The organism is Pseudomonas sp. LB3P14 (genome assembly GCF_054898045.1).
The window spans coordinates 1879067-1899404 of sequence record NZ_CM142714.1; the positions used below are offsets into that span (position 1 = coordinate 1879067).

A 20338-nucleotide genomic window follows, 5' to 3' on the forward strand; every position below is an offset into this window, starting at 1 on the left:
TGTAAATGACTGCCCGTTGCCTTGAACGGGGCGCTTTAATCCTGCACCATCCGCCCCAGCTTATTCAAAGGACGGAATTAAAGGCATGCTGGACGCGAACGCAACCCATATTTCCCTCACGCTCGAGGGCGTTTCCGTTGACCTTCAGGTACTCAGCTTCGTCGGTCGCGAAACCCTCAATCAGCCGTTCTGTTTCGACATCGAACTGGTCAGCGCCCGCCCCGACCTGAAACTCGAAGAGTTACTGCACAAGCCCGGCTGCCTGACCTTCGGCGCCACCGGCAAAGGCATCATTCACGGTCTGGTGTATCGCATCGAGCAAGGCGACTCTGGCAAAAGCCTGACCCGCTACAGCATCAGCCTGGTGCCGCAACTCGCCTACCTGCGACACAACCATGACCAGCAGATTTTCCAGCATTTAAGTGTGCCAAAGATCATCGCTCAGGTCCTGGAAGCGCGCGGCATCCTGGCCGACGCCTACAGCTTCCAGCTCGGCGCGATCTACCCGGAACGCGATTACTGCGTGCAGTACGACGAATCCGACCTGCATTTCATCCAGCGCCTGTGCGAAGAGGAAGGCATTCACTTCCACTTCCAGCACTCCGCCAGCGGCCACAAACTGGTGTTCGGCGATGACCAGACGGTGTTCCGCAAACTCGCGCCCGTGGCCTATCAGCAAGACTCCGGCATGGCGGCCGAGAAACCGGTGATCAAGCGCTTCAACCTGCGCCTGGAAACCCGTACCACCCGCGTCAGCCGCCGCGATTACGACTTCGAGAAACCGCGCATCCTTCCTGAAGGCGCCGCCAAAAGCGAATTCGCCCCGGACCTGGAAGACTACGACTACCCCGGCCGCTTCCTCACTCGCGAGCGCGGCAAGCAACTGGCAACCCGTGCGCTGGAACGCCACCGCAGCGACTACAAGCTTGCCGAAGGTAAAGGCGACGAACCCACGCTCGCCACCGGCCACTTCATGGCCCTGAGCGAACACCCGCGCGCCGAGTGGAACGACCTCTGGCTGCTGCTGGAAGTGGTGCACGAAGGCAAACAGCCGCAAGTGCTCGGCGCAAACGTCACCAGCGACGTCACCCAGAACAAAGACGATTTCCACCAGGGCTACCGCAACCGCTTCCTCGCCACCCCGTGGGACGCGCACTTCCGCCCTGCCCTCGAACACCCGAAACCCAAGGTCCTGGGCAGCCAGACCGCCGTTGTCACCGGCCCACCGGGCGAAGAAATCCACTGCGACGAATACGGTCGCGTCAAAGTCCAGTTCCACTGGGACCGCGAAGGCCAGGCCGACGACAACACCAGCTGCTGGCTGCGCGTCGCCACCGGCTGGGCCGGCAACGCCTACGGCGGCATCGCCATCCCGCGCGTCGGCATGGAAGTGCTCGTCACCTTCCTCGAAGGTGACCCCGATCAGCCACTGATCACCGGCTGCCTGTACCACAAGGAAAACGTCGTCCCCTACGACCTGCCGGCGAATAAAACCCGCAGCACCTTCAAGACACTCAGCTCACCGGGCGGCAACGGTTACAACGAGTTCCGGATTGAAGACAAGAAAGGTGCGGAACAGATCTACCTGCATGCCCAGCGCGATTGGGATGAAAACATCGAGCATGATCAGAAGATTCGCGTCGGCAATGAGCGGCATGACACCGTTGAGGCCAATGTTTTCAGCGAATTCAAGGTTGAAGAGCATCGGATTACCCATCTGGATCGCAAGACTGAGACCCGGGCTGATGATCACCTGACGGTGGCAACGACTCAGCATGTGAAAGTGGGGACGGCGCAGTTTGTCGAGGCTGGGCAGGAGATTCACTACAACGCTGGGGAAAAGGTTGTGGTTGAGGGTGGCATGGAGCTGACGGCCAAGGCTGGCGGGAGTTTCGTCAAGGTTGATGCGGGTGGTGTGACAATTAGTGGGGCTGAGGTGAAGGTCAATACTGGGGGCTCGCCTGGGGTGGGTAGCGGGATTCAGATTCTGCCGCCGATCACTCCGGGCGCAGCTGCTGCTGCCCTCTCGGGGAAATTGCTGAGTGCGCCACCGGTTGGCAAGTTCACCGCAGTGGCTGATGCAGCGCCTAAAGCAACGCCACCGGCGGTGGAAGATGAACTTGAAGAAGAGGAAGAAGAAGTCGAGGAGGAGGACATCACCTTACGGGTCGGGATGTTCTTCGATGGTACGGGCAACAACCGCAACAACAGTGAGCGTGTCTTCGGCTGCTTTGCGCCTGATGTAAACCTGGAGGACATGGCCGAGGATATCCGTCAGTTCTGCGCCTCCTACGGTTATGACGGTAAAGGGAGTTCCCCGGACAACAGCTACGGAAACGACGTCAGCAACGTGGCCAGGCTATATGACCTTTACGTAAACCAGGCGGATAGAACTCTGCCTATCGATGCCAAGACAGCGAGCCTGTCAGTTTATGTAGATGGAATCGGTACTAGCAGTACTGCGGAGGACTCTACATTTTCGCAAGGCACAGGCCTAGGCGCGCAAGGCGTCAGGGCCCGAGTTGAAGAGACTCCAGAGCTGTTTCTTCGCGTGATCCGTCTCTTTCAAGAGAACAATCCCGATAAACGTGTGGCGAAAATCGAGTTCGATATTTTCGGGTTTAGTCGCGGCTCAGCAGCGGCAAGAGACTTTGCCAATGAAGTATTAAAGGGTAACCAAAGTATCCTTGCCAAAGCGTTACCCATCGGATCCTCGGTATTATCTGACAGCTTTGCTTGGAAGCCGCAAACCGATGTATCTATAAATTTTATTGGTGTTTATGACACCGTCGCGGCCATTGCTAATCTGCTGGTTGGAGACCTCGACGGAAATAACGCCTACAACCCTGGAATCAACATCTATTTGGCACCAGATGCGGCTAAAAAAGTCGTCCAACTGGTCGCTCGAAATGAACGCCGTTATAACTTTGCCCTCAATAGTCTTGGAGCGGCGGATATTGTCTTGCCTGGCGTGCACTCGGACCTGGGGGGTGGTTATCTACCAAAAGCAATGGAGCGCATCCTGCTTAGCAAGCCGCATAAAAGCGAGGTTGAAGAGAAAGTTCCTTTCGCTCAAGCCAATAGTTACAAGCTCGCCCAACAGGACTTGAGAAGGTTTCAAGACCAATTGTCCCAATATCACCTTTCGTTGGAGGTCCGAACTTGGGAGGTTCCGTTTCGGAGTACTGAAAAGGGCAATCAAAAAGATATGAAACACGTTTATGCAGCAGTCAGCAGTCAGCGCGAGGTCCGCAGTGATCTGTCCTTGATCTACTTTCGCATCATGCGCAAGCTGGCCGTGGAAAATGGAGTACCGTTTGGCGAGATTGACGAAGGTGAACCGCGACTTGCGCTACCTGCAGAACTCATTCCTATTTCCGAAAAATTGATGGAATACGCTGAGGGGAAAAGCAAAACAACAGGACTGACTTCCCAGGAGGAGGAACTGTTGTTCCAGCGTTACGTTCATTTATCCGATAACTGGAACGCTGCGAAAAATCGAAACAATAGCGACCTGAATATAGTTTTCATTAATCGACCAGACGAAAACTCTGTGCGCACGGTGCATCCAAATGAGTAATTTTATACGTGTCTGTATTGTCGCTTTTCTACTCAGTGGCTGTGCGCTCGCCAATAGCCAGTCAATGCCTTACAAATCCTGGTACTTAGGATTCTCGGCCCCCGACTACATGGAGGTTTGGATCGAAACAGCAGATGTAGTTGATATTCAGGAACAGCTGTATCCACGTGCGATGAGCGGGAATGCAGCCATACTAACGCCCCCTAATAACTCCGGCGACCCCAAAGGCTGGCCGAAAAGAGCCAGCATCGGAAAAGGTAAGAATGTAACAGGGGCAGATTTACCCAAAAAGATCTATGTCCGCTGGCAGTCGCTAGCCGAACCGCAAACTTACCAAATGGTGATCAACATACCGGAGACAACTCAGGAGATCATGCGCGAGGGGGAAAAGGTTTTCTGCGCAGCCGACGGAAAATGGATCACCGGATATCGGGACTCTATCGCTATCATGCTGGTTCCCGGAGGCATCGCTAAAGTCTGGGTAGCCGGTCCCTGCATGACACCGATCGAAGTTACTAGGGTGAAAGCTGAGATTGCTCCTCGTGGTCCGTACGGGGGAGAGTCTGGAGGTAAACATCGCCCGCTTTCGGCAGTTTCCAAAGCCTACGTCGAAAAATTTGGTGTGCCATATGGCTCTTGGTAGTGGCCAACCACAAAATCCTAATGAGTAGATTTTTAAGTATTGTCATCGTCGCGTTCATGCTCAGTGGCTTTGCATTCGCGGCAATCGCTGGTCGAGCCTCAAACGTACAAGATGGCAATTGATATACCCGAGTCGACTCGCGAGATCATGCGCAAAGGCGAAAAAGTTTTCTGCGCTGCCGACGGTAAATGGATCACCGGATATCGTCAGTCAATCGGTATAAGACTGGTCCCCGGTGGTATCGCTAAAGTCTGGGTAGGCGGTCCTTGCATGACACCGATCGAGGTGACTACGGTGAAAGCTGAGATTGATCCGCGTGGTCCATACGAGGGCGAGTCTGGAGGTCACCACCGTCCTCTTTCGGCAGTTTCCAAAGCCTACGTCGAAAAATTTGGTGTGCCATATGGCTCTTGGTAAGTGGCCAGCGACAAAATCCTAATGAGTAAATTTGTACGTATCGCTATCGTCGCGTCCTTGCTCAGTGGCTGTACATTTGCCAATAGCGAGTCATTGCCATACGACGCTTGGCGCTTGGGCTTCTATGCGCCTAGCTATATGGAGGTCTGGATCGAAACAGCCGACGTCATAGATATGCAGGGTAACGTCTATAGACGTGCCATGAGTGGAAACGCTGAAATGCTGAAGCCCTCGAACCTTACCGGCGACCCTAAAGGTTGGCCTGCAAGGCCAGGCTGGGGGAAAGGCAAATATGTAATGCGGGCGGACCTGCCGAAAAAAATCTATGTCCGCTGGCAATCACTGGTCGAGCCCAAAACCTACAAAATGGCTATCGACATTCCTGAGTCAACTAGAGAGATCATGCGAAAGGGTGAAAAGACTTTCTGTGCTGCCGATGGGAAATGGATTACGGGTTATCGCAAGGCAATTGTTGTAGGTCTGGCCCCTGGCGGCATCGCCAAAGTCTGGGTAGTCGGCCCATGCTTGACGCCGATTGAGGTTACGCGAGTGCAGGCCGAAGTTGATCCACGTGGGTCATATGAAGGAAAGTCTGGAGGTAAACACCGTCCTCTTTCCGAAATTTCTAAAGCCTATGTCGAAAAATTTGGTGTGCCGTATGGTTCTTGGTAATAACAGCACTGTCAAATAATTAAATCCGCCCCTTAAAGTCACTGTTTCAATGCGAAAGCTTAAAGTTCCTAATGGCCATGGGTTCAAGGTCGTACGCCTCAGGTGAGTATCTCATCAATCAGATAAAACACCCCGCCATAAACAATCCAGCGCTGACAGGCGCTGGATTGTCTGTAAATGCCAGAAGTCAGACCGGCGCCTTCCACCCCATCAACCGCTGCTGCGCAACCTTCAGCAAATCGCACCCATCTTGCGTCAGCAGATAAAGCGCGTGAGTAATGTGCGGAATATCTTGAACATCGCCATGCTTGAAGCATTGGCAATGGAGCGTTTCAAGTAACTGGCTGGAGGCTCGGATACGCTGTAAAGCGGCTTCGAGAATGTCTTGGGGATTGGCCTCTGTATCGATGACCATTGGGTTTGTGTCGGTAACGCTGCTTTTGATTGGGCGGTAGCGATCGGGAAACGGATTTAGCGTAGGCATAGTAATTACTCGATGATTAGTAAATAACCGCCAGCACCGTGACCAAACGATGGGAGGCGGACTGTGTACAGGCTTGGTCAACCGATACCATCAAATCGGCTCGCCCGAAGGCGTCCCGCACACAGCCGCCATTGCAACGCACTACGAGGACATAGATGTCCGCAGCGCGAATGATGGCACACAAATGTGTGAAGGCATCAGGTGACCAAACCTGCTCGCTGATTTTGCAGCGAGGTCAAACAGTAAACGCTGGTAGCTTGCCGGCGAAAGACGACAAAGAGTCCGAGCGTGTAGGAACGGGCCGAAGCTCCCTCAGTTTTTTTACCTACATGAAACCTCTGTCAGAAACCTCCTCACGACAGGCGGCATGCAGTCGGGTTAACCATCGCTTAACCCCGCGGTCCAAAACTTTACTGGACCGCACGCCTTCAGACTCTTCTGACGCCCAGTGCGGCAGGTTCGGCGCCTCACACGTCGAGCTGACTTTAAGCCTGCACCGGAGACCATTCATGAACATGCGCACCTTGCTGATGACCACCGCCCTCGCCTGCACCGCGTTCGCCGGACTGGCTCAGGCCAATGACACTACAACCTCCCAGGCCGTGCCCTATCACTACGGCATGCCGCTTCACGTGGGTAAGGTCGTTGCCCTGACTGAGCCGAATACGCTGGATTGCAAAGTGATAACGGCCGACATGAAGTACATCGATAGCACCTCGGGCAAGCCTGCGGAAATCTCCTATCGGAAGCTTTCCGACGCTTGCAGTTATCAAAACTGACTGAAAGGTCTGATTCAACACTTTGCGGTATTCCTGTGAGGGGTTCTGGCGCTGTGCTCTGCGCCTCCCCCCACTGCCGCAAGGATTCGCCATGCAGTTATCGTTTCGTACCTTGTCGACCTTCACTGCCCTTCTGTGTTTTTTGCTGGCATGCATTGAGCAATGGCTTCATGGTCGGCTGTTGGGGATTGGCAGCACTGGGCTTCGGCGAATGGCTCAATGGCCATGCCGGTCCGGGCATATTGCTTGCGGTGGTGGTCGAACTGGCGCTGGGTCTGGCTTTTCTCCAGACCAAGCGCGTGTCGATGGAACTCGAAACCGTGGGTTAAAGCGCTTTTCTGGCTGGATGCAGAGGCTGGGCAACGGCCTGGTGCTGCATGTCAGAGCGCAGTCCTGCAATCAGGTCATTGATTTCTCGACAACCATTTAGCTGTTGGGCATTTATTCCTGTCTTCATTAGATCCAGGTGATCGGTTTCACGATCGGAATACACCTTAACGGTCATGGACAGGTCCGGTGACAGCGTGCACTGACAACGTTTAGGTAGAAAACTGCTTTCAATGATATTGCGAAGCTCCAAGGCAGAAAGAAACATAAGACCCTCTCCTTAATGTGAGACTGCAATTAACTAACGATACTGACTCAATGAAATCCCCGGTCAGCTCAAGACCAACTACAGCATAAAACATGCCCGGAATTTCGCCCTGCAGCTCATCGGTAAATCAAAGATTTAGCGAAACAATCGCTAAATGGCCTCATGCAATCTGCAAGAAAGGCCGGTTGTGACCCCGCAATTTGCACACATTCCGATGTTTGCATTCGCAGCTGACGGCAGTAAGAATGCGGCCAGACATTCAGTATCCACCGCCTCCCCACACACGCAAGGAGGCATCATGGGTTCTTTGACCCTAATCACTACCGTTGGGCAGATTGTTGCCGGGCTTTCGATCATCGCTCACGCCGCAAAATCCAGCGCCCGCTGCTGGCCTGACATCCTTACACCGGGGCGCCGCTCAATGCGGCGCGTTCGGCCACATGCCGCAAACTATCAAAATTGATGTTGGCCCCCGAGTCGATGGCGACCAGGGTCTGACCTCGGGTCCCGGTTTGCGCCACGTATTTTTTGATTCCGGCCACGGCCAATGCACCGGAAGGTTCGGTGATCGAGCGGGTATCGTCGTAGATGTTCTTGATTGCGCCACAGAGTTCGTCGTTGCTGACGGTAATCACCTCATCGACGCAGAACCGGCAGACTTCGTAGCCATAGGCGCCGATCTGCGCCACTGCCACGCCATCGGCGAACGTTCCTACACTGGGCAGGACAACTCGCTCACCGGCCTGTAATGCGGCGTACAGACACGCGGAATGTTCTGACTCGACACCGATGATGCGGACTTCAGGTCGCAGGTATTTGACGTACGCCGCAATACCAGCGATCAGGCCACCACCCCCCACCGGGACGAAGATCGCGTCCAGCGGCCCTTGATGCTGACGCAGGATTTCCATGGCGACGGTGCCCTGCCCGGCGATCACGTCCGGGTCGTCGAAGGGCGAGACAAAGGTGCGACCGGTTTGCCGCGCCAGGCTCAGCGCATATTCCAGCGCAAACGGAAAACTCTCGCCATACAGCACCGCATCGGCGCCCCGACTGCGCACACCGAGAACCTTCAACTCCGGCGTCGTGCACGGCATCACAATGGTTGCGGCGATCCCCAATTCACGCGCCGCCAGCGCCACGCCCTGGGCATGATTGCCTGCTGAAGCCGTGATCACGCCGCGAGCCTTTTGCTCATCGCTCAGTTGCACCAGTTTGTTGTAGGCGCCGCGGATCTTGAAGGAAAAGGTCGGCTGCAAGTCTTCGCGCTTGAGCAGAATCTGATTGCCAAGTGCCTCGGACAGCGCTGGCGCCGGTTGCAACGGCGTACGCACCGCGAGCTCATACACGGGCGCGGCAAGGATCTTTTTCACGTAATGCTCAAGCAAGGCCTGCTGGGCGGGGATGCAGCTCATGGTCGTCTCCTGACTTTAATCGGAGCCCAAGAGACAGAAAGTAAAAACCCGCCTCTAGGGCGGGTTGGGTGCTGCAGTCGTGAGCTAGCCCGCCAAATAAGGAATGGCGGTAATAATGCTTGGCTGGCAGCGCAATACGGTGGAAGTCATGGCTGAAAATTAGCCGGACGCAGATGGCAAGTCAATGGCCAATTTTCTTCGGCCTCTGTAGGCTGGCGTTTCTGCTCATCGTCCCAAGGAAGGAAACCATGAAGTCTGTCGCCCTGCCCCTCATTGCCCTTATTGCCTTCGCGGGTTACACCGTTTCGGTGATGCTCCAGGCCGAACAGTCGTTGATCGATTTCGGCATCAGCCTGATGTCGCGACCTGATACTGCGCAGGTGGTGATTGATCTTTACCTGCTGGCGACGCTGGCCGGGATCTGGATGTACAAGGATGCGCGCAAGCGTGGGCGGTCGGGATTGTCGGTGATTCCTTATCTGCTGGTTACGGCGATTTTTGTATCCATCGGGCCTTTGTTGTATTTGGTCGTGCGGGAATTTCAAAGTCGCAAGAAATCTGTCGCTGCGACTCAACAGGTCTGATCCGAACATTATGGCGATTTTGATATAGCTATCGCGAGCAGGCTCGCTCCCACATTGGATCTGAATGGGCCAAGATTTAGAGTCCTTCGCAGAACCCTGTGGGAGCGAGCCTGCTCGCGATGACGATCTCACAGCCACCGATGTTATTTCGCCAACCGCCTGAGCCCGAGCACCATCACTCCAGCTCCAATCATCATCGCGGTCAGAAACAGCGGATATGAAACCCACCACGGCACGCCCGCCGTCATCATGCTGAACTCGGACATGCCGCCAATACTTGCAATCAGGTTCAGCGGCAGAAACACCACATTGATCAACGTCAGTTTGCGCAGCAGGTCGTTCATGCTGTTGTTCATCAGGTTGCCCCGGGCGTCGATGAGGCCAGAGAACACCGTGGAGTAGATTTCCGCCTGTTTGTAGCACTGGTTGTTTTCGATGATCAGGTCGTCGATCAGGCCAATGGCTTCGGCGCTGAAATGTTCCTTTGCGGCGTGATTGCGCAACCGGGTCAGGACTGCGCCGTTGCTGTGAATCGCGTTGATGTAATAGATCAGGCTTTCGCTGAGGTTGAACATCTGGATCAGGTGCTGGTTCTGCATCGACGCGTTGAACTTCTGCTGCAACTCCCGGGCAACCAGCTTGATCACCTTCAGGTGGCCCAAATAGTGATGGATGTTGTTGAACAGCAGGTCGAGCAACACATCCAGCGGCGTGTTCAGCGGCTGCCGCATGCCGAGGCCACTGAGCGGCGCGTCGTCGGTGGCGATCACCAGCAAACGATGCTCGGAAAACAGCAAACCGCACGACGACACTTCAAAAGCCAGGCTGCCGGCACCGGAATAGTTTTCCGGGCGTTTCCAGATCAGGAACAGGTTATCAGGGTGAAACTCAATGCGAGACACCTCGTCGGGGTCCAATGCCGAGGCCAGGGCGTGTTCATCGACTTTGAAATGGCTGTGCAGCAAGTCCCGCTCGGCCGCATCGGGGTTGTTGAACAGCATCACTTCGGCGTCCAGCCGTTCGACCGCTTTCAGGGCGCCGTGAATCAGTTGAAAGCTCTTGATCATCCGCCGCTCACCAAGCCTGGCCGCGGCGCTTGAGTTCCAGGCGGCGAACGAACTCTTCCAGCACCAGTGAATACAGATCGTCCTGCAAGTAAGCGTCTTCGATGCCGGCGTCCATGTTCGGGTTGTCGTTGACCTCGATCACCACCACTTTGTCGCCGGACTGCTTGAGGTCGACGCCGTAGAGGCCGTCGCCGATCAGGTTCGCGGTCTTCACCGCCAGTTCCACCACCGCCCGCGGGGCTTCGTGAACCGCCAGGGTTCGGCATTCGCCGTTGATGTCCTGGCCCTTGGCCTTGTGGTTGTAGATCTGCCAATGGCCCTTGGACATGAAGTACTGGCAGGCAAAGATCGGTTTGCGGTTGAGCACGCCGATGCGCCAGTCGTATTCGGTGTAGAAAAATTCCTGAGCCAGCAACAGCACGGAATGTTCAAACAGTTCGGCCGTGGCTTCGAGCAAGGCTTGCTGGCTTTCGACCTTGATCACACCCCGAGAGAAACAGCCGTCGGGAATCTTCAATACCAACGGGAAACCGAGGCGCTCGCCAACCCGCTCGAAATCTTCCGGTCGCTCCTTGTACAGAATTTCGGTGGCGGGCATGCCCAGTTGATGGCTCTTGAGCAGATCGGTCAGATACACCTTGTTGGTGCAACGCAGAATCGATGCCGGGTCGTCCATCACCACCAGCCCTTCGCTCTCGGCTTTCTTGGCAAAGCGGTAGGTATGGTTGTCGACGCTTGTCGTCTCGCGGATCAGCAGCCCGTCGTATTCGGCGATACGCGCGTAGTCCTTGCGCTCAATCAGCTCGACGTCGATGCCCAACGTCTTGCCAACCCTGACGAAGTTGTCCAGCGCCTTGGCATTCGACGGCGGCAACGCTTCCTGGGGATCGTGGAGGATTGCCAGGTCATAACGGGCCAAACGCCGGGAACGCGGCACGCGCCAGATCTTGCGGCTGAAACTATCGAGTGAGTTAGCGAACTGGTCTTCCTGATCTTCGCGCAACTTATGTAAGGCGCCAGACTTTATGCCTTCGATGTGCCAACCATTCGTTCGACGAAACTCAACCAACAATATCGGACACGGAAAGACTTCGAACAACTGTCGCGCCAAATCCTGCAACGGCTCGATATGAGTCTTGCCAAAGTAAAGTGTCAGGGTAAAGCCTTCGGTATCACTGTAAAGATGATGACTAAGGGCTTTTTCCAGGGTTTTATCCAGATCATCCAGGGCCAGACCGTACAAGGATTTTCGAGTCAGTTCGCTGATGGTCCGCACCGACGGAATTACCTTGTGCCCACGGGCTTCGGCCAGCAGCGAGCAGTAATAACCGTGCCCCAGGTACTTGTAGCTGCGGCACAGGTTGATCACCTGGACCCGCTTGCCCTGCTCGTTCGCACGGGTTTTTTCGAGGTATTCCTGGGCGCTGACGATGTCTTCACTGGGGAAGTAGGAGGCCCAGTCTTCCCTGCGTTCGACGATGATAATCAACTGGCTGGAAGTTCTAACCCCGTCATTTAAATACGTTGCTGCCGGCAAAGTTTGCTCGGATACTTCGCGCCAATGACCCTGTACCGCTGACATAGTGATTGATCCGTTGGAGAACAAGACCTTTCCTATTAAGCACGAACTTTTTAGAAAGTCCCGTTTCGTTACGCAACTTTTACGGTGGTCATATGAATCTGGTTTTTCGCTTGGCGGTCGTTGAAGACTTACCGGCACTGCTGGAACTCGAACAACAATGTTTCACCACGGATCGGCTTAACAGTCGCAGCTTTTTATGGATGATCACTCGAGCGCACGGGCAATTGCTGGTAGCCCAGCGTGGCGAGCATCTGGTGGGTTACGCGGTCGTGCTGTTTCACCGCGGCACCTCGCTGGCTCGGCTCTATTCAATTGCAATCGCGACCGAGGCACGCGGCAGCGGACTGGGCAAGCAGTTGCTTGACCGCATCGAAGCCTGTGCGCTTGAGCATGATTGCGCCTACTTGCGGCTTGAGGTACGCATCGACAATCCAGCGGCGATTGCCCTATATGAGCGCAATGGCTACCGGCGTTTCGCTCTGATCCATGACTATTACCAGGACCATGCCGACGCGCTGCGGCTGGAAAAGCGCATCCTTCAGCACCGCGATTCACGCAATATCAAGGTGCCTTATTACCCGCAGACCACCGATTTCACCTGTGGCCCGGCCTGCCTGCTGATGGCCATGGGTGCACTGCAACAGGATCGAGTGCTGGAGCGCCGCGAAGAACTGCAGATCTGGCGCGAGGCGACCACCGTGTTCATGACCGCCGGTCACGGTGGCTGTAGCCCTCAAGGCCTTGCATTGGCGGCATCACGACGGGGGTTTCGGGTGGGCCTGCAACTGAGCATGGCCGGGCCGTTGTTTCTCGATGGTGTGCGCGATGAGCATAAAAAAGACGTAATGCGTCTGGTGCACGAGGAGTTTACGCAGCAGTTGCAAGCCACTGACGTCGAACGGGTGATTGGGGGGCCACTGCATCTGCGCCAGTTGCTGGACGCTGGCGGCCAGCCGTTGGTGCTGATCAGTTGTTATCGACTCACCCGCTCGAAGTCACCGCATTGGGTGATCGTCACCGATTGCGATGAAGAGTTCGTCTACCTGCATGACCCGGATGTCGATCACAGCCAGCATCGCCAACCCATGGACTGCCAGCATTTGCCGGTCAGTCATGGGGAGTTCGACAAGATGAGCAGCTTCGGACGAGGCAAGTTGCGGGCGGCGGTGATCCTCTATGCCCAGCGGTGAAACTCCTTGTTGGATGGGTTACTTCAGGCCGATCTTGTACAGCGTTCCGTCGTCCTCATCGGTCAGCACATACAAATACCCGTCCGGACCCTGTCGCACATCGCGAATGCGCTTGTTGAGTTCGCCGAGCAAACGCTCTTCGTGAACCACCCTGTCGCCATCGAATTGCAAGCGGATCAACTCCTGACTCACCAGCGCGCCGATAAACACGTTGTGCTGCCAGGCCTTGAAGCGGTCAGCGTCGTAAAACGCCATGCCGCTGAGACCGGGGGACTTTTCCCAGACATGGTGCGGTGCGACGGTGCCTTCGGCGGACGTGCCCTTGGCTTCCGGAATCGGCTGGCCGGAATAGTTGATGCCATGGGTTGCCATCGGCCAGCCGTAGTTCTTGCCACGCTCGATGATGTTGATTTCGTCGCCACCCTGGGGACCGTGCTCGTTTTCCCAGAGGGTGCCGGTCCAGGGATTGAGGGCCGCGCCTTGCGGATTGCGATGCCCATAGGACCAGATTTCCGGGCGTACGCCGGCCTGACCGACAAAGGGGTTGTCATCCGGCACCTTGCCGTCCGGATAGATCCGCACGATCTTGCCTTGCAGCTTGTCGAGGTCCTGAGCAGTCGGCCGGTCGTTGTTCTCGCCAAGAGTGATGAACAGATAGCCGTCGCGGTCGAACACCAGGCGTGAACCAAAGTGGTTACCGACCGAAAGCTTAGGCTCCTGGCGAAAGATCACTTTGAAATCCTTGATGGCCGTCAGGTCGTCAGACAGACGTCCACGACCGACCGCCGTCCCGGCCTTGTCGCCCTCACCGCCACCTTCGGCATAAGACAGATAGACCGTGCGGTCTTGCTTGAAGTCAGGCGACAACACCACATCCAGCAAGCCGCCCTGCCCCTTGGCCCACACCTTTGGCACGCCACTGAGCGGAGCAGAAAGTTTACCCTCGGCGCTGACTACCCGCAGGTTGCCGGGCCGTTCGGTCACCAGCATCCCTTGGCGATCGGGCAGAAACGCCAAGGCCCAGGGATGGTCGAGCCCCTTGGTAATCGGCGTCACCTCAAGGGTGCCCTGTTCGCTTTTCAAATGCTGGGGCGGCGCCGCGAAAACGGGTGCCGTGGCGGTGATCAGTGCGCTGGCACACAGTGTGGCCAGAAGGGTCTTACGCAACATGCACGATTCCTTTTGTCGTTCGAATGGCTTGAAAGAACGCTGTCCTGCCGTTCAACGGTTGCTGGTGTCCGCATCTCGATGAGGTGGATTGGGGATGAGTTTCGGTGGGGTGGCGGGAGGCGGCCGGCCTTGGGGATAGCGGTTGCCGACGCCACCATTGTCAAGCGTCGGTGGGCGCGGCACGGGCACTGTGTTCGGCCCACGGATGGCCGGCGCGCTGGGTTGCGTGCCTTGCATGCTGTTGGGATTGGCCCGGCGAATCGGGCTGTTGTAAGGATTGCTGGTATTGCCCGTCGGGCTCTGGGCCAACAGCAATGACGAAGGTGGCGCTGCGGTGTCGGCGTGGGCCAGATTGCTCAGCACACCACTCAGCGCCAACGCGGTGCAGCCGAGCACAAATCTGTTCATGGGGAGCCTCTCGACATCAGCGTGGATAGGGTCTTCGATAGCACGCTACGCCCGAGGTTCGGATTTGTTAACTAAAACCTCCTTCACAAGATGTAACACGAGTTGACCCCACCGCCGATCCGCCCGCAGGACCGGGCCGCAACCCGCTGAAACTTTTGCACAGCGTCACCGGTCACCTGAACATCACTCGCGAGAAGACGACAATGGCACGGGCAATCTGGAAAGGCGCAATCAGTTTCGGTCTGGTGCATATCCCTGTCGCGCTGGTCTCGGCGACGTCTTCTCAAGGGGTGGATTTCGACTGGCTCGACAGCCGCAGCATGGACGCGGTGGGCTACAAGCGCGTCAACAAGGTCACCGGCAAGGAAGTCACCAAGGAACACATCGTCAAAGGTGTGCAGTACGAAAAGGGTCGGTATGTGGTCCTCAGCGAAGAGGAAATCAAGTCGGCGCACCCGCTGTCCACTCAGACCATCGACATCTTTTCCTTCGTCGACAGCGAACAGATCCCCCTGCAAAACATCGATACGCCCTACTACCTCGCACCGGATAAACGCGGTGGCAAGGTGTATGCGCTATTGCGCGAAACCCTCAGCAAAACCAACAAGGTCGCCCTCGCCCACGTTGTCTTGCATACCCGTCAGCATCTGGCGGCGCTGATGCCATTGGAATCAGCGATGGTGCTGGTGATGCTGCGCTGGCCTGCCGAAGTGCGAAGTCTGGATACGCTCGAGTTGGGCAGTGAAGTCACCAAGCCCGAACTGGCCAAGGGCGAACTGGACATGGCCAAACGACTGGTTGAAGACATGAGCGCCGACTGGAAGCCTGAGGATTACCGCGACAGTTTTGAAGACAAGATCATGGCGCTGGTTGAGAAGAAGGCTAATGAAGGCAAGATCGAGGATGTGGAAACGGCGACGGGTGAAGAGGAGCGTAAAACCGCGGATGTCATTGATTTGACCGAGCTGCTCAAGCGTAGTCTTGGGGGCAAGAGTGCCGGTAAAACCAAACCAGCCGCACACAAAAAAGCCACGAAGACTTCTCGTGGCTGATTGAGGATTGTGCGGTGAATGTTATGGCCCCATCGCGAGCAGGCTCGCTCCCACAGGTGATCGCGGTTAACTGTGGGAGCGAGCCTGCTCGCGAAGGCTTTATACGCCGCAACACAACATTCAGATCAGGACGAAAATCGCCAGCAACCCACCAAAAATCGCCCACTTTTCGAGGTAATAGAGCTTGCGGTTACGCTTCTTGAGCGCCTTGCCGCGCAGGCGAATCTTGTAGATTTTGGCAAACAAGCGGTTGATACCGCCGGTCTTGTCACCCACATCGTTAGGCGCGCCCGCCGCCGACATCACATTACGGCTGAACCAGCCGTTGAACGCCGTCGCCCAGCGATACTTCATCGGGCGCTCAACGTCACAGAACAGAATGATGCGGTTCTGCTGGGTGGTGTTTTCGGCGTAATGAATGAAGGTCTCGTCGAACATGACCGCTTCACCGTCGCGCCAGTGGTAGTTCTCGCCATCGACGTTGATGTAGCAACCGGCATCGTTCGGTGTTTCCAGGCCCAGGTGGTAACGGTAGGAACCGGCATAAGGATCGCGGTGACGGACCAGTTTCGAACCCGGTGGCAACTCGGCGAACATCGCGGCCTTGATCGAGCCGATGCTTTGCACCAGTTCGGTGGTACGCGGGCAGAGTTTCATGGCCGAAGGATGGCTGTCGCCGTACCACTTCAGGTAGAAACGTTTCCAGCCAGTCTTGAAGAACGAGTTGAAGCCAACGTCGTCGTATTGATTCGAGCGCTTGATCTCTCCGGCCTTGAGCAGGTGCTGGCCCTCGGCGCGAATTTCTTCCCAATGGTCCTGCAACGGACTCAAATCAGGGAAATCGGCCGGGTTGAGATAAGGCTTATTGGGGATTTTCGAGAACAGATAAAGGAAGCAGTTGATCGGCGCCAGAAACGTCGAGTGGTCGCTCAGTTGGCGTCCCAGCTTGTGGCGCACGTGTCCGCGCAAGTGAATGTACGCAATGGATACAACGTAAATAGCGGCAATGATCAGTTTCACAAAAAATCGTCACACGTCTGAAGTGAACAAGCTGCGTCCCTTGCCGGCCAACCGGCCCAAGGGTCTTGTGCAGCGTCTGAATACGAAACAGCAGTCCCGATGGCGCGACCTTGAGCCTATGCCGATGGTCGGCATCAGGTTGATAGATGGCATTTTAGCCACAGTTTGTAACCAATAGTTAACGTTCAACGGTGAAAATCTGTCCGCTGATGCTGCCAAAGCGGCCGTGCGGCCTTAACGCCCTATCGTTTAAAGAGCCAGACCAGTACAATCGCCGCCAAACATTACGCGCCCCCCTTGGTTGATGACGGGAATGAACCCCGTCTCAGCGCACTTCGACTCGGGCCAAGCGCTCCATATGCTGCTGTCCACTTATTGCCAGATGGACCTTCCGCTTCTGACCGGGATGCATTTCCTGTGGTTCGAATACCGGAAACGGGTACTGAATCGGTACTGCCGCAACCCTAGCTACTCTGAATGCTTCGCAGGAAAAACCTTTGATCTCTACAGCTAACATCACGATGCAGTTCGGCGCCAAGCCGCTATTCGAAAACGTTTCGGTCAAATTCGGCGCGGGCAACCGCTACGGTCTGATCGGCGCCAACGGTTGCGGCAAGTCGACCTTCATGAAAATCCTCGGCGACGACCTCGAGCCGTCCGGCGGCCAGGTCATGCTCGAGCCGAACGTGCGTCTGGGTAAATTGCGCCAGGACCAGTTCGCTTACGAAGAATTCACCGTGATCGATACCGTGATCATGGGCCACGAAGAGCTGTGGAAGGTCAAGGCCGAGCGCGACCGCATCTACTCGCTGCCGGAAATGACCGAAGAAGACGGCATGGCCGTGGCAGAGCTGGAAACCGAGTTCGCCGAAATGGACGGCTACACCGCTGAATCCCGTGCCGGCGAACTGTTGCTGGGCCTGGGTATCGGCATCGAGCAGCACTTCGGCCCGATGAGCGAAGTGTCCCCAGGCTGGAAGCTGCGCGTATTGCTGGCTCAGGCGCTGTTCTCCGATCCTGAAGTGCTGTTGCTCGACGAACCGACCAACCACCTGGACATCAACACTATCCGCTGGCTGGAAAACATTCTGACCCAGCGCTCCAGCCTGATGATCATCATCTCTCACGACCGTCACTTCCTGAACAGCGTGTGCACCCACATGGCTGACCTGGATTACGGCGAGCTGCGCCTGTTCCCGGGCAACTATGACGAATACATGACCGTGGCGACCCAGTCCCGCGAGCAACTGCTGTCGGACAACGCCAAGAAGAAAGCGCAGATCTCCGAACTGCAATCGTTCGTCAGCCGCTTCTCGGCCAACGCCTCGAAAGCCAAGCAGGCCACTTCCCGCGCGAAGGCGATCGACAAGATCCAGCTGGCCGAGGTCAAGCCTTCGAGCCGTGTGAGCCCGTTCATCCGTTTCGAACAAACCAAGAAGCTGCACCGTCAGGCGGTCATCGTCGAGCGCATGGCCAAAGGCTTCGACGGCAAGACACTGTTCAAGGACTTCAGCTTCCAGGTTGAAGCTGGGGAGCGCGTGGCGATCATCGGCCCGAACGGTATCGGTAAAACCACCCTGCTGCGCACCTTGGTCAACGAACTGACCCCGGATGCCGGCACCGTGAAGTGGACTGATGCCGCAGAACTGGGCTACTACGCGCAGGACCACGCGCACGACTTCGAAGACGACTGCAACCTGTTCGACTGGATGGGCCAATGGACCCAAGGCGGCGAGCAAATCGTTCGCGGCACCCTCGGCCGGATGCTGTTCTCCAACGACGAGATCCTCAAGTCGGTCAAGGTCATCTCCGGTGGTGAGCAAGGTCGCATGCTGTTCGGCAAGCTGATCTTGCAAAAGCCGAACGTGCTGATCATGGACGAACCGACCAACCACTTGGACATGGAATCCATCGAAGCGTTGAACCTGGCGCTGGAGAACTACCCGGGCACCCTGATCTTCGTCAGCCACGACCGTGAGTTCGTATCGTCCCTGGCCACCCGCATCATCGAGTTGAGCGCCAGCGGCGTGATCGATTTCAGCGGTACGTATGATGATTACTTGCGTAGCCAGGGCGTTGTGTTCTAAATAAAAGCTGCTTCAACGAAAAGCCCTGTCCTTGTGACGGGGCTTTTTTTGCTCTGATCGATCGTTCCCACGCTCTGCGTGGGAACGCCTCAACGGACGCTCCGCGTTCGGCTCCGGAAGGGACGCGGAGCGTCCCAAGATGCATTCCCACGCAGAGCGTGGGAACGATCAGTCCGGGAGAAAGTAGTTAGCCTGCTTCCTTTTATTTCCCATGCAAGCCATGATGCAGTTCTCCCACCGCCGCCCGCGAACGAGCCCTCATGTCTGTGCAGCAACTGCCACCCCAAAGCTCCATGGCGATCACCCTGCAGATCGTCTCCATCGTCTTCTATACCTTTATTGCCTTCCTCTGCATCGGCCTGCCGATTGCGGTATTGCCGGGGTATGTCCACGAACAGCTGGGTTTCAGCGCGATCATCGCGGGGCTGACCATCGGCTCGCAATACCTGGCCACCCTACTCAGCCGCCCGATGGCCGGGCGTATGTCGGACAGCATCGGCACCAAGCGAGCGATTGTTTACGGGTTGTCGGGGATTGTGTTGAGCGGCGTGCTGACGTTGATTTCAACGCTGCTGCAAAGCGTTCCGTTGCTGAGCCTGTTGATCCTGATCGCTGGCCGCTTGTTGCTGGGGATTGCCCAAGGCTTGATCGGGGTCGGCACCATCAGTTGGTGCATGGGTCAGGTGGGCGCTGAACATACCGCGCGATCGATCTCCTGGAACGGCATCGCCTCCTACGGCGCCATCGCCATTGGTGCGCCGCTGGGGGTAGTGATGGTGAGTGAACTGGGGTTCGCCAGCCTTGGGATCGCGCTGTCGGTGTTGGCGCTGGCGGCGTTGTTGCTGATTCGAAACAAACCTTCGGTGCCGGTGATTCGCGGTGAGCGCCTGCCGTTCTGGGCGGTGTTCGGGCGCATTGCGCCGTTCGGCGCGAGCCTGAGCCTCGCGTCCATTGGCTACGGCACCTTGACCACCTTCATTACCCTTTACTACGTCAGCCGCGGCTGGGCCGGTGCGGCTTATTGCCTGACGGTGTTCGGTGTCTGTTTCATTCTGGCGCGGCTGTTGTTCATTTCCAGCATCAGCCGTTTCGGTGGATTTACCTCGGCCATTGCCTGTATGAGCATTGAAACAGCGGGCCTGGTGTTGCTGTGGCTCGCGCCCTCGACCGGTTATGCGCTGATCGGCGCAGGCCTGACCGGGTTCGGCCTGTCGCTGGTCTATCCAGCGCTGGGGGTCGAAGCGATCAAGCAAGTGCCCAACTCCAGTCGCGGGGCGGGGCTGAGTGCTTACGCGGTGTTTTTCGATTTGGCGCTGGCGATTGCCGGGCCGTTGATGGGCGCGGTGGCGTTGAACCTGGGGTACACGTGGATTTTCTTCAGCGCGGCGTTGCTGTCGGTGACCGGATTAGGCCTGACGTTACTACTCAAGCGCCGAGCAATGGCTTAACCGCCGCACGATCCATGCAGCTGGCGAAGCCTGCGTTCGGCTCGGTCCGCGCTCGGGCGAAGCAGTCGTAAAATCAAGCTCCGCGGTGTTTCAGACATAATGTACATGCAGATTTTACGACTGCTTCGCAGCCGAACGCAGCCTC

The 20338-nt window shown here is 56.5% G+C and carries 16 protein-coding genes and 3 pseudogenes; 11 read left to right on the forward strand and 8 right to left on the reverse strand.

From position 1 onward, the window contains the following. Positions 1-85: 85 nt before the first annotated feature. The 4 genes and pseudogenes from tssI to ACYZT5_RS08665 all read left to right on the forward strand — a co-directional run bounded on the left by tssI (position 86) and on the right by ACYZT5_RS08665 (position 5312). On the forward strand, positions 86-3580 hold the full coding sequence (tssI, locus tag ACYZT5_RS08650; protein ID WP_462050718.1) for a type VI secretion system tip protein TssI/VgrG: 3495 nt from the start codon (positions 86-88) through the stop codon (positions 3578-3580). Further along, positions 3573-4223, forward strand: a complete 651-nt coding sequence (locus ACYZT5_RS08655) for a DUF2931 family protein (RefSeq protein WP_462050719.1) — start codon at positions 3573-3575, stop codon at positions 4221-4223. The genes tssI and ACYZT5_RS08655 overlap by 8 nt, the downstream gene beginning before the upstream one ends. Before the next feature lie 81 nt (positions 4224-4304). Continuing rightward, positions 4305-4640: pseudogene (locus ACYZT5_RS08660) on the forward strand (DUF2931 family protein); the annotation flags it as partial. 21 nt (positions 4641-4661) lie between these two features. Further along, positions 4662-5312 (forward strand): DUF2931 family protein, encoded by a 651-nt coding sequence (locus ACYZT5_RS08665; RefSeq protein ID WP_462052218.1) that lies wholly within the window; start codon positions 4662-4664, stop codon positions 5310-5312. 187 nt (positions 5313-5499) lie between these two features. Here the strand turns inward: ACYZT5_RS08665 and ACYZT5_RS08670 are convergent, their stop codons facing one another. Further along, the gene (locus ACYZT5_RS08670) at positions 5500-5796 is read right to left on the reverse strand and encodes a hypothetical protein (protein WP_462050720.1); all 297 of its coding nucleotides are present in this window, start codon (positions 5794-5796) and stop codon (positions 5500-5502) included. A gap of 509 nt (positions 5797-6305) precedes the next feature. On the opposite strand from ACYZT5_RS08670, the gene ACYZT5_RS08675 reads away from it, so the two are divergent. Continuing rightward, positions 6306-6575 (forward strand): DUF2790 domain-containing protein, encoded by a 270-nt coding sequence (locus tag ACYZT5_RS08675; protein ID WP_462050721.1) that lies wholly within the window; start codon positions 6306-6308, stop codon positions 6573-6575. A 149-nt stretch (positions 6576-6724) separates the two neighbouring features. Then, a pseudogene (locus ACYZT5_RS08680) lies at positions 6725-6904 on the forward strand (hypothetical protein); the annotation flags it as partial. On the opposite strand, the gene ACYZT5_RS08685 reads toward ACYZT5_RS08680, so the two are convergent. Together ACYZT5_RS08685 and ilvA are read right to left on the reverse strand one after the other, a co-directional pair. Beyond that, positions 6901-7170, reverse strand: coding sequence for a DUF1652 domain-containing protein (locus ACYZT5_RS08685; protein ID WP_462050722.1), 270 nt, complete (start codon positions 7168-7170; stop codon positions 6901-6903). The pseudogene ACYZT5_RS08680 and the gene ACYZT5_RS08685 overlap by 4 nt on opposite strands. Positions 7171-7589: 419 nt before the next feature. Beyond that, positions 7590-8585, reverse strand: a pseudogene (ilvA, locus tag ACYZT5_RS08690) (threonine ammonia-lyase, biosynthetic); the annotation flags it as partial. 248 nt (positions 8586-8833) lie between these two features. On the opposite strand from ilvA, the gene ACYZT5_RS08695 reads away from it, so the two are divergent. After that, complete coding sequence (locus tag ACYZT5_RS08695) at positions 8834-9169, forward strand: DUF2834 domain-containing protein (RefSeq protein ID WP_462050723.1); 336 nt, start codon at positions 8834-8836, stop codon at positions 9167-9169. Between the two features lie 143 nt (positions 9170-9312). Here ACYZT5_RS08695 and ACYZT5_RS08700 read toward each other — a convergent pair whose 3' ends face one another. Together ACYZT5_RS08700 and ACYZT5_RS08705 are read right to left on the reverse strand one after the other, a co-directional pair. Continuing rightward, positions 9313-10236 carry a magnesium transporter CorA family protein gene (locus ACYZT5_RS08700; RefSeq protein ID WP_462050724.1) on the reverse strand — a complete coding sequence of 308 codons (924 nt, stop codon included), beginning with the start codon at positions 10234-10236 and terminating at the stop codon, positions 9313-9315. 7 nt (positions 10237-10243) lie between these two features. Beyond that, positions 10244-11818 carry a RimK family protein gene (locus ACYZT5_RS08705; protein ID WP_462050725.1) on the reverse strand — a complete coding sequence of 525 codons (1575 nt, stop codon included), beginning with the start codon at positions 11816-11818 and terminating at the stop codon, positions 10244-10246. A gap of 92 nt (positions 11819-11910) precedes the next feature. Between ACYZT5_RS08705 and rimI the strand changes: the two genes are divergently transcribed. Then, on the forward strand, positions 11911-13008 hold the full coding sequence (gene rimI / locus ACYZT5_RS08710; RefSeq protein WP_462050726.1) for a ribosomal protein S18-alanine N-acetyltransferase: 1098 nt from the start codon (positions 11911-11913) through the stop codon (positions 13006-13008). Positions 13009-13026: 18 nt separating this feature from the next. Here rimI and ACYZT5_RS08715 read toward each other — a convergent pair whose 3' ends face one another. Together ACYZT5_RS08715 and ACYZT5_RS08720 are read right to left on the reverse strand one after the other, a co-directional pair. After that, positions 13027-14178 (reverse strand): PQQ-dependent sugar dehydrogenase, encoded by a 1152-nt coding sequence (locus ACYZT5_RS08715; protein ID WP_462050727.1) that lies wholly within the window; start codon positions 14176-14178, stop codon positions 13027-13029. A 51-nt stretch (positions 14179-14229) separates the two neighbouring features. Beyond that, positions 14230-14586: a hypothetical protein gene (locus tag ACYZT5_RS08720; RefSeq protein WP_462050728.1), complete on the reverse strand. Its 357-nt coding sequence runs from the start codon at positions 14584-14586 to the stop codon at positions 14230-14232. A 203-nt stretch (positions 14587-14789) separates the two neighbouring features. Here ACYZT5_RS08720 and ku point away from each other — a divergent pair, with 203 nt between their 5' ends. Next, positions 14790-15638 carry a non-homologous end joining protein Ku gene (gene ku, locus ACYZT5_RS08725; protein WP_462050729.1) on the forward strand — a complete coding sequence of 283 codons (849 nt, stop codon included), beginning with the start codon at positions 14790-14792 and terminating at the stop codon, positions 15636-15638. 120 nt (positions 15639-15758) lie between these two features. Here the strand turns inward: ku and lpxO are convergent, their stop codons facing one another. After that, a complete protein-coding gene (gene lpxO, locus ACYZT5_RS08730) occupies positions 15759-16658 on the reverse strand; it encodes a lipid A hydroxylase LpxO (RefSeq protein ID WP_462050730.1) in 900 nt (299 codons plus the stop codon). A 497-nt stretch (positions 16659-17155) separates the two neighbouring features. Here lpxO and ACYZT5_RS08735 point away from each other — a divergent pair, with 497 nt between their 5' ends. Both ACYZT5_RS08735 and ACYZT5_RS08740 read left to right on the forward strand, forming a co-directional pair. Next, positions 17156-18745 carry an ABC-F family ATPase gene (locus ACYZT5_RS08735; RefSeq protein ID WP_462050731.1) on the forward strand — a complete coding sequence of 530 codons (1590 nt, stop codon included), beginning with the start codon at positions 17156-17158 and terminating at the stop codon, positions 18743-18745. 260 nt (positions 18746-19005) lie between these two features. Then, positions 19006-20193, forward strand: coding sequence for an MFS transporter (locus tag ACYZT5_RS08740; RefSeq protein WP_462050732.1), 1188 nt, complete (start codon positions 19006-19008; stop codon positions 20191-20193). Positions 20194-20338: the final 145 nt, after the last annotated feature.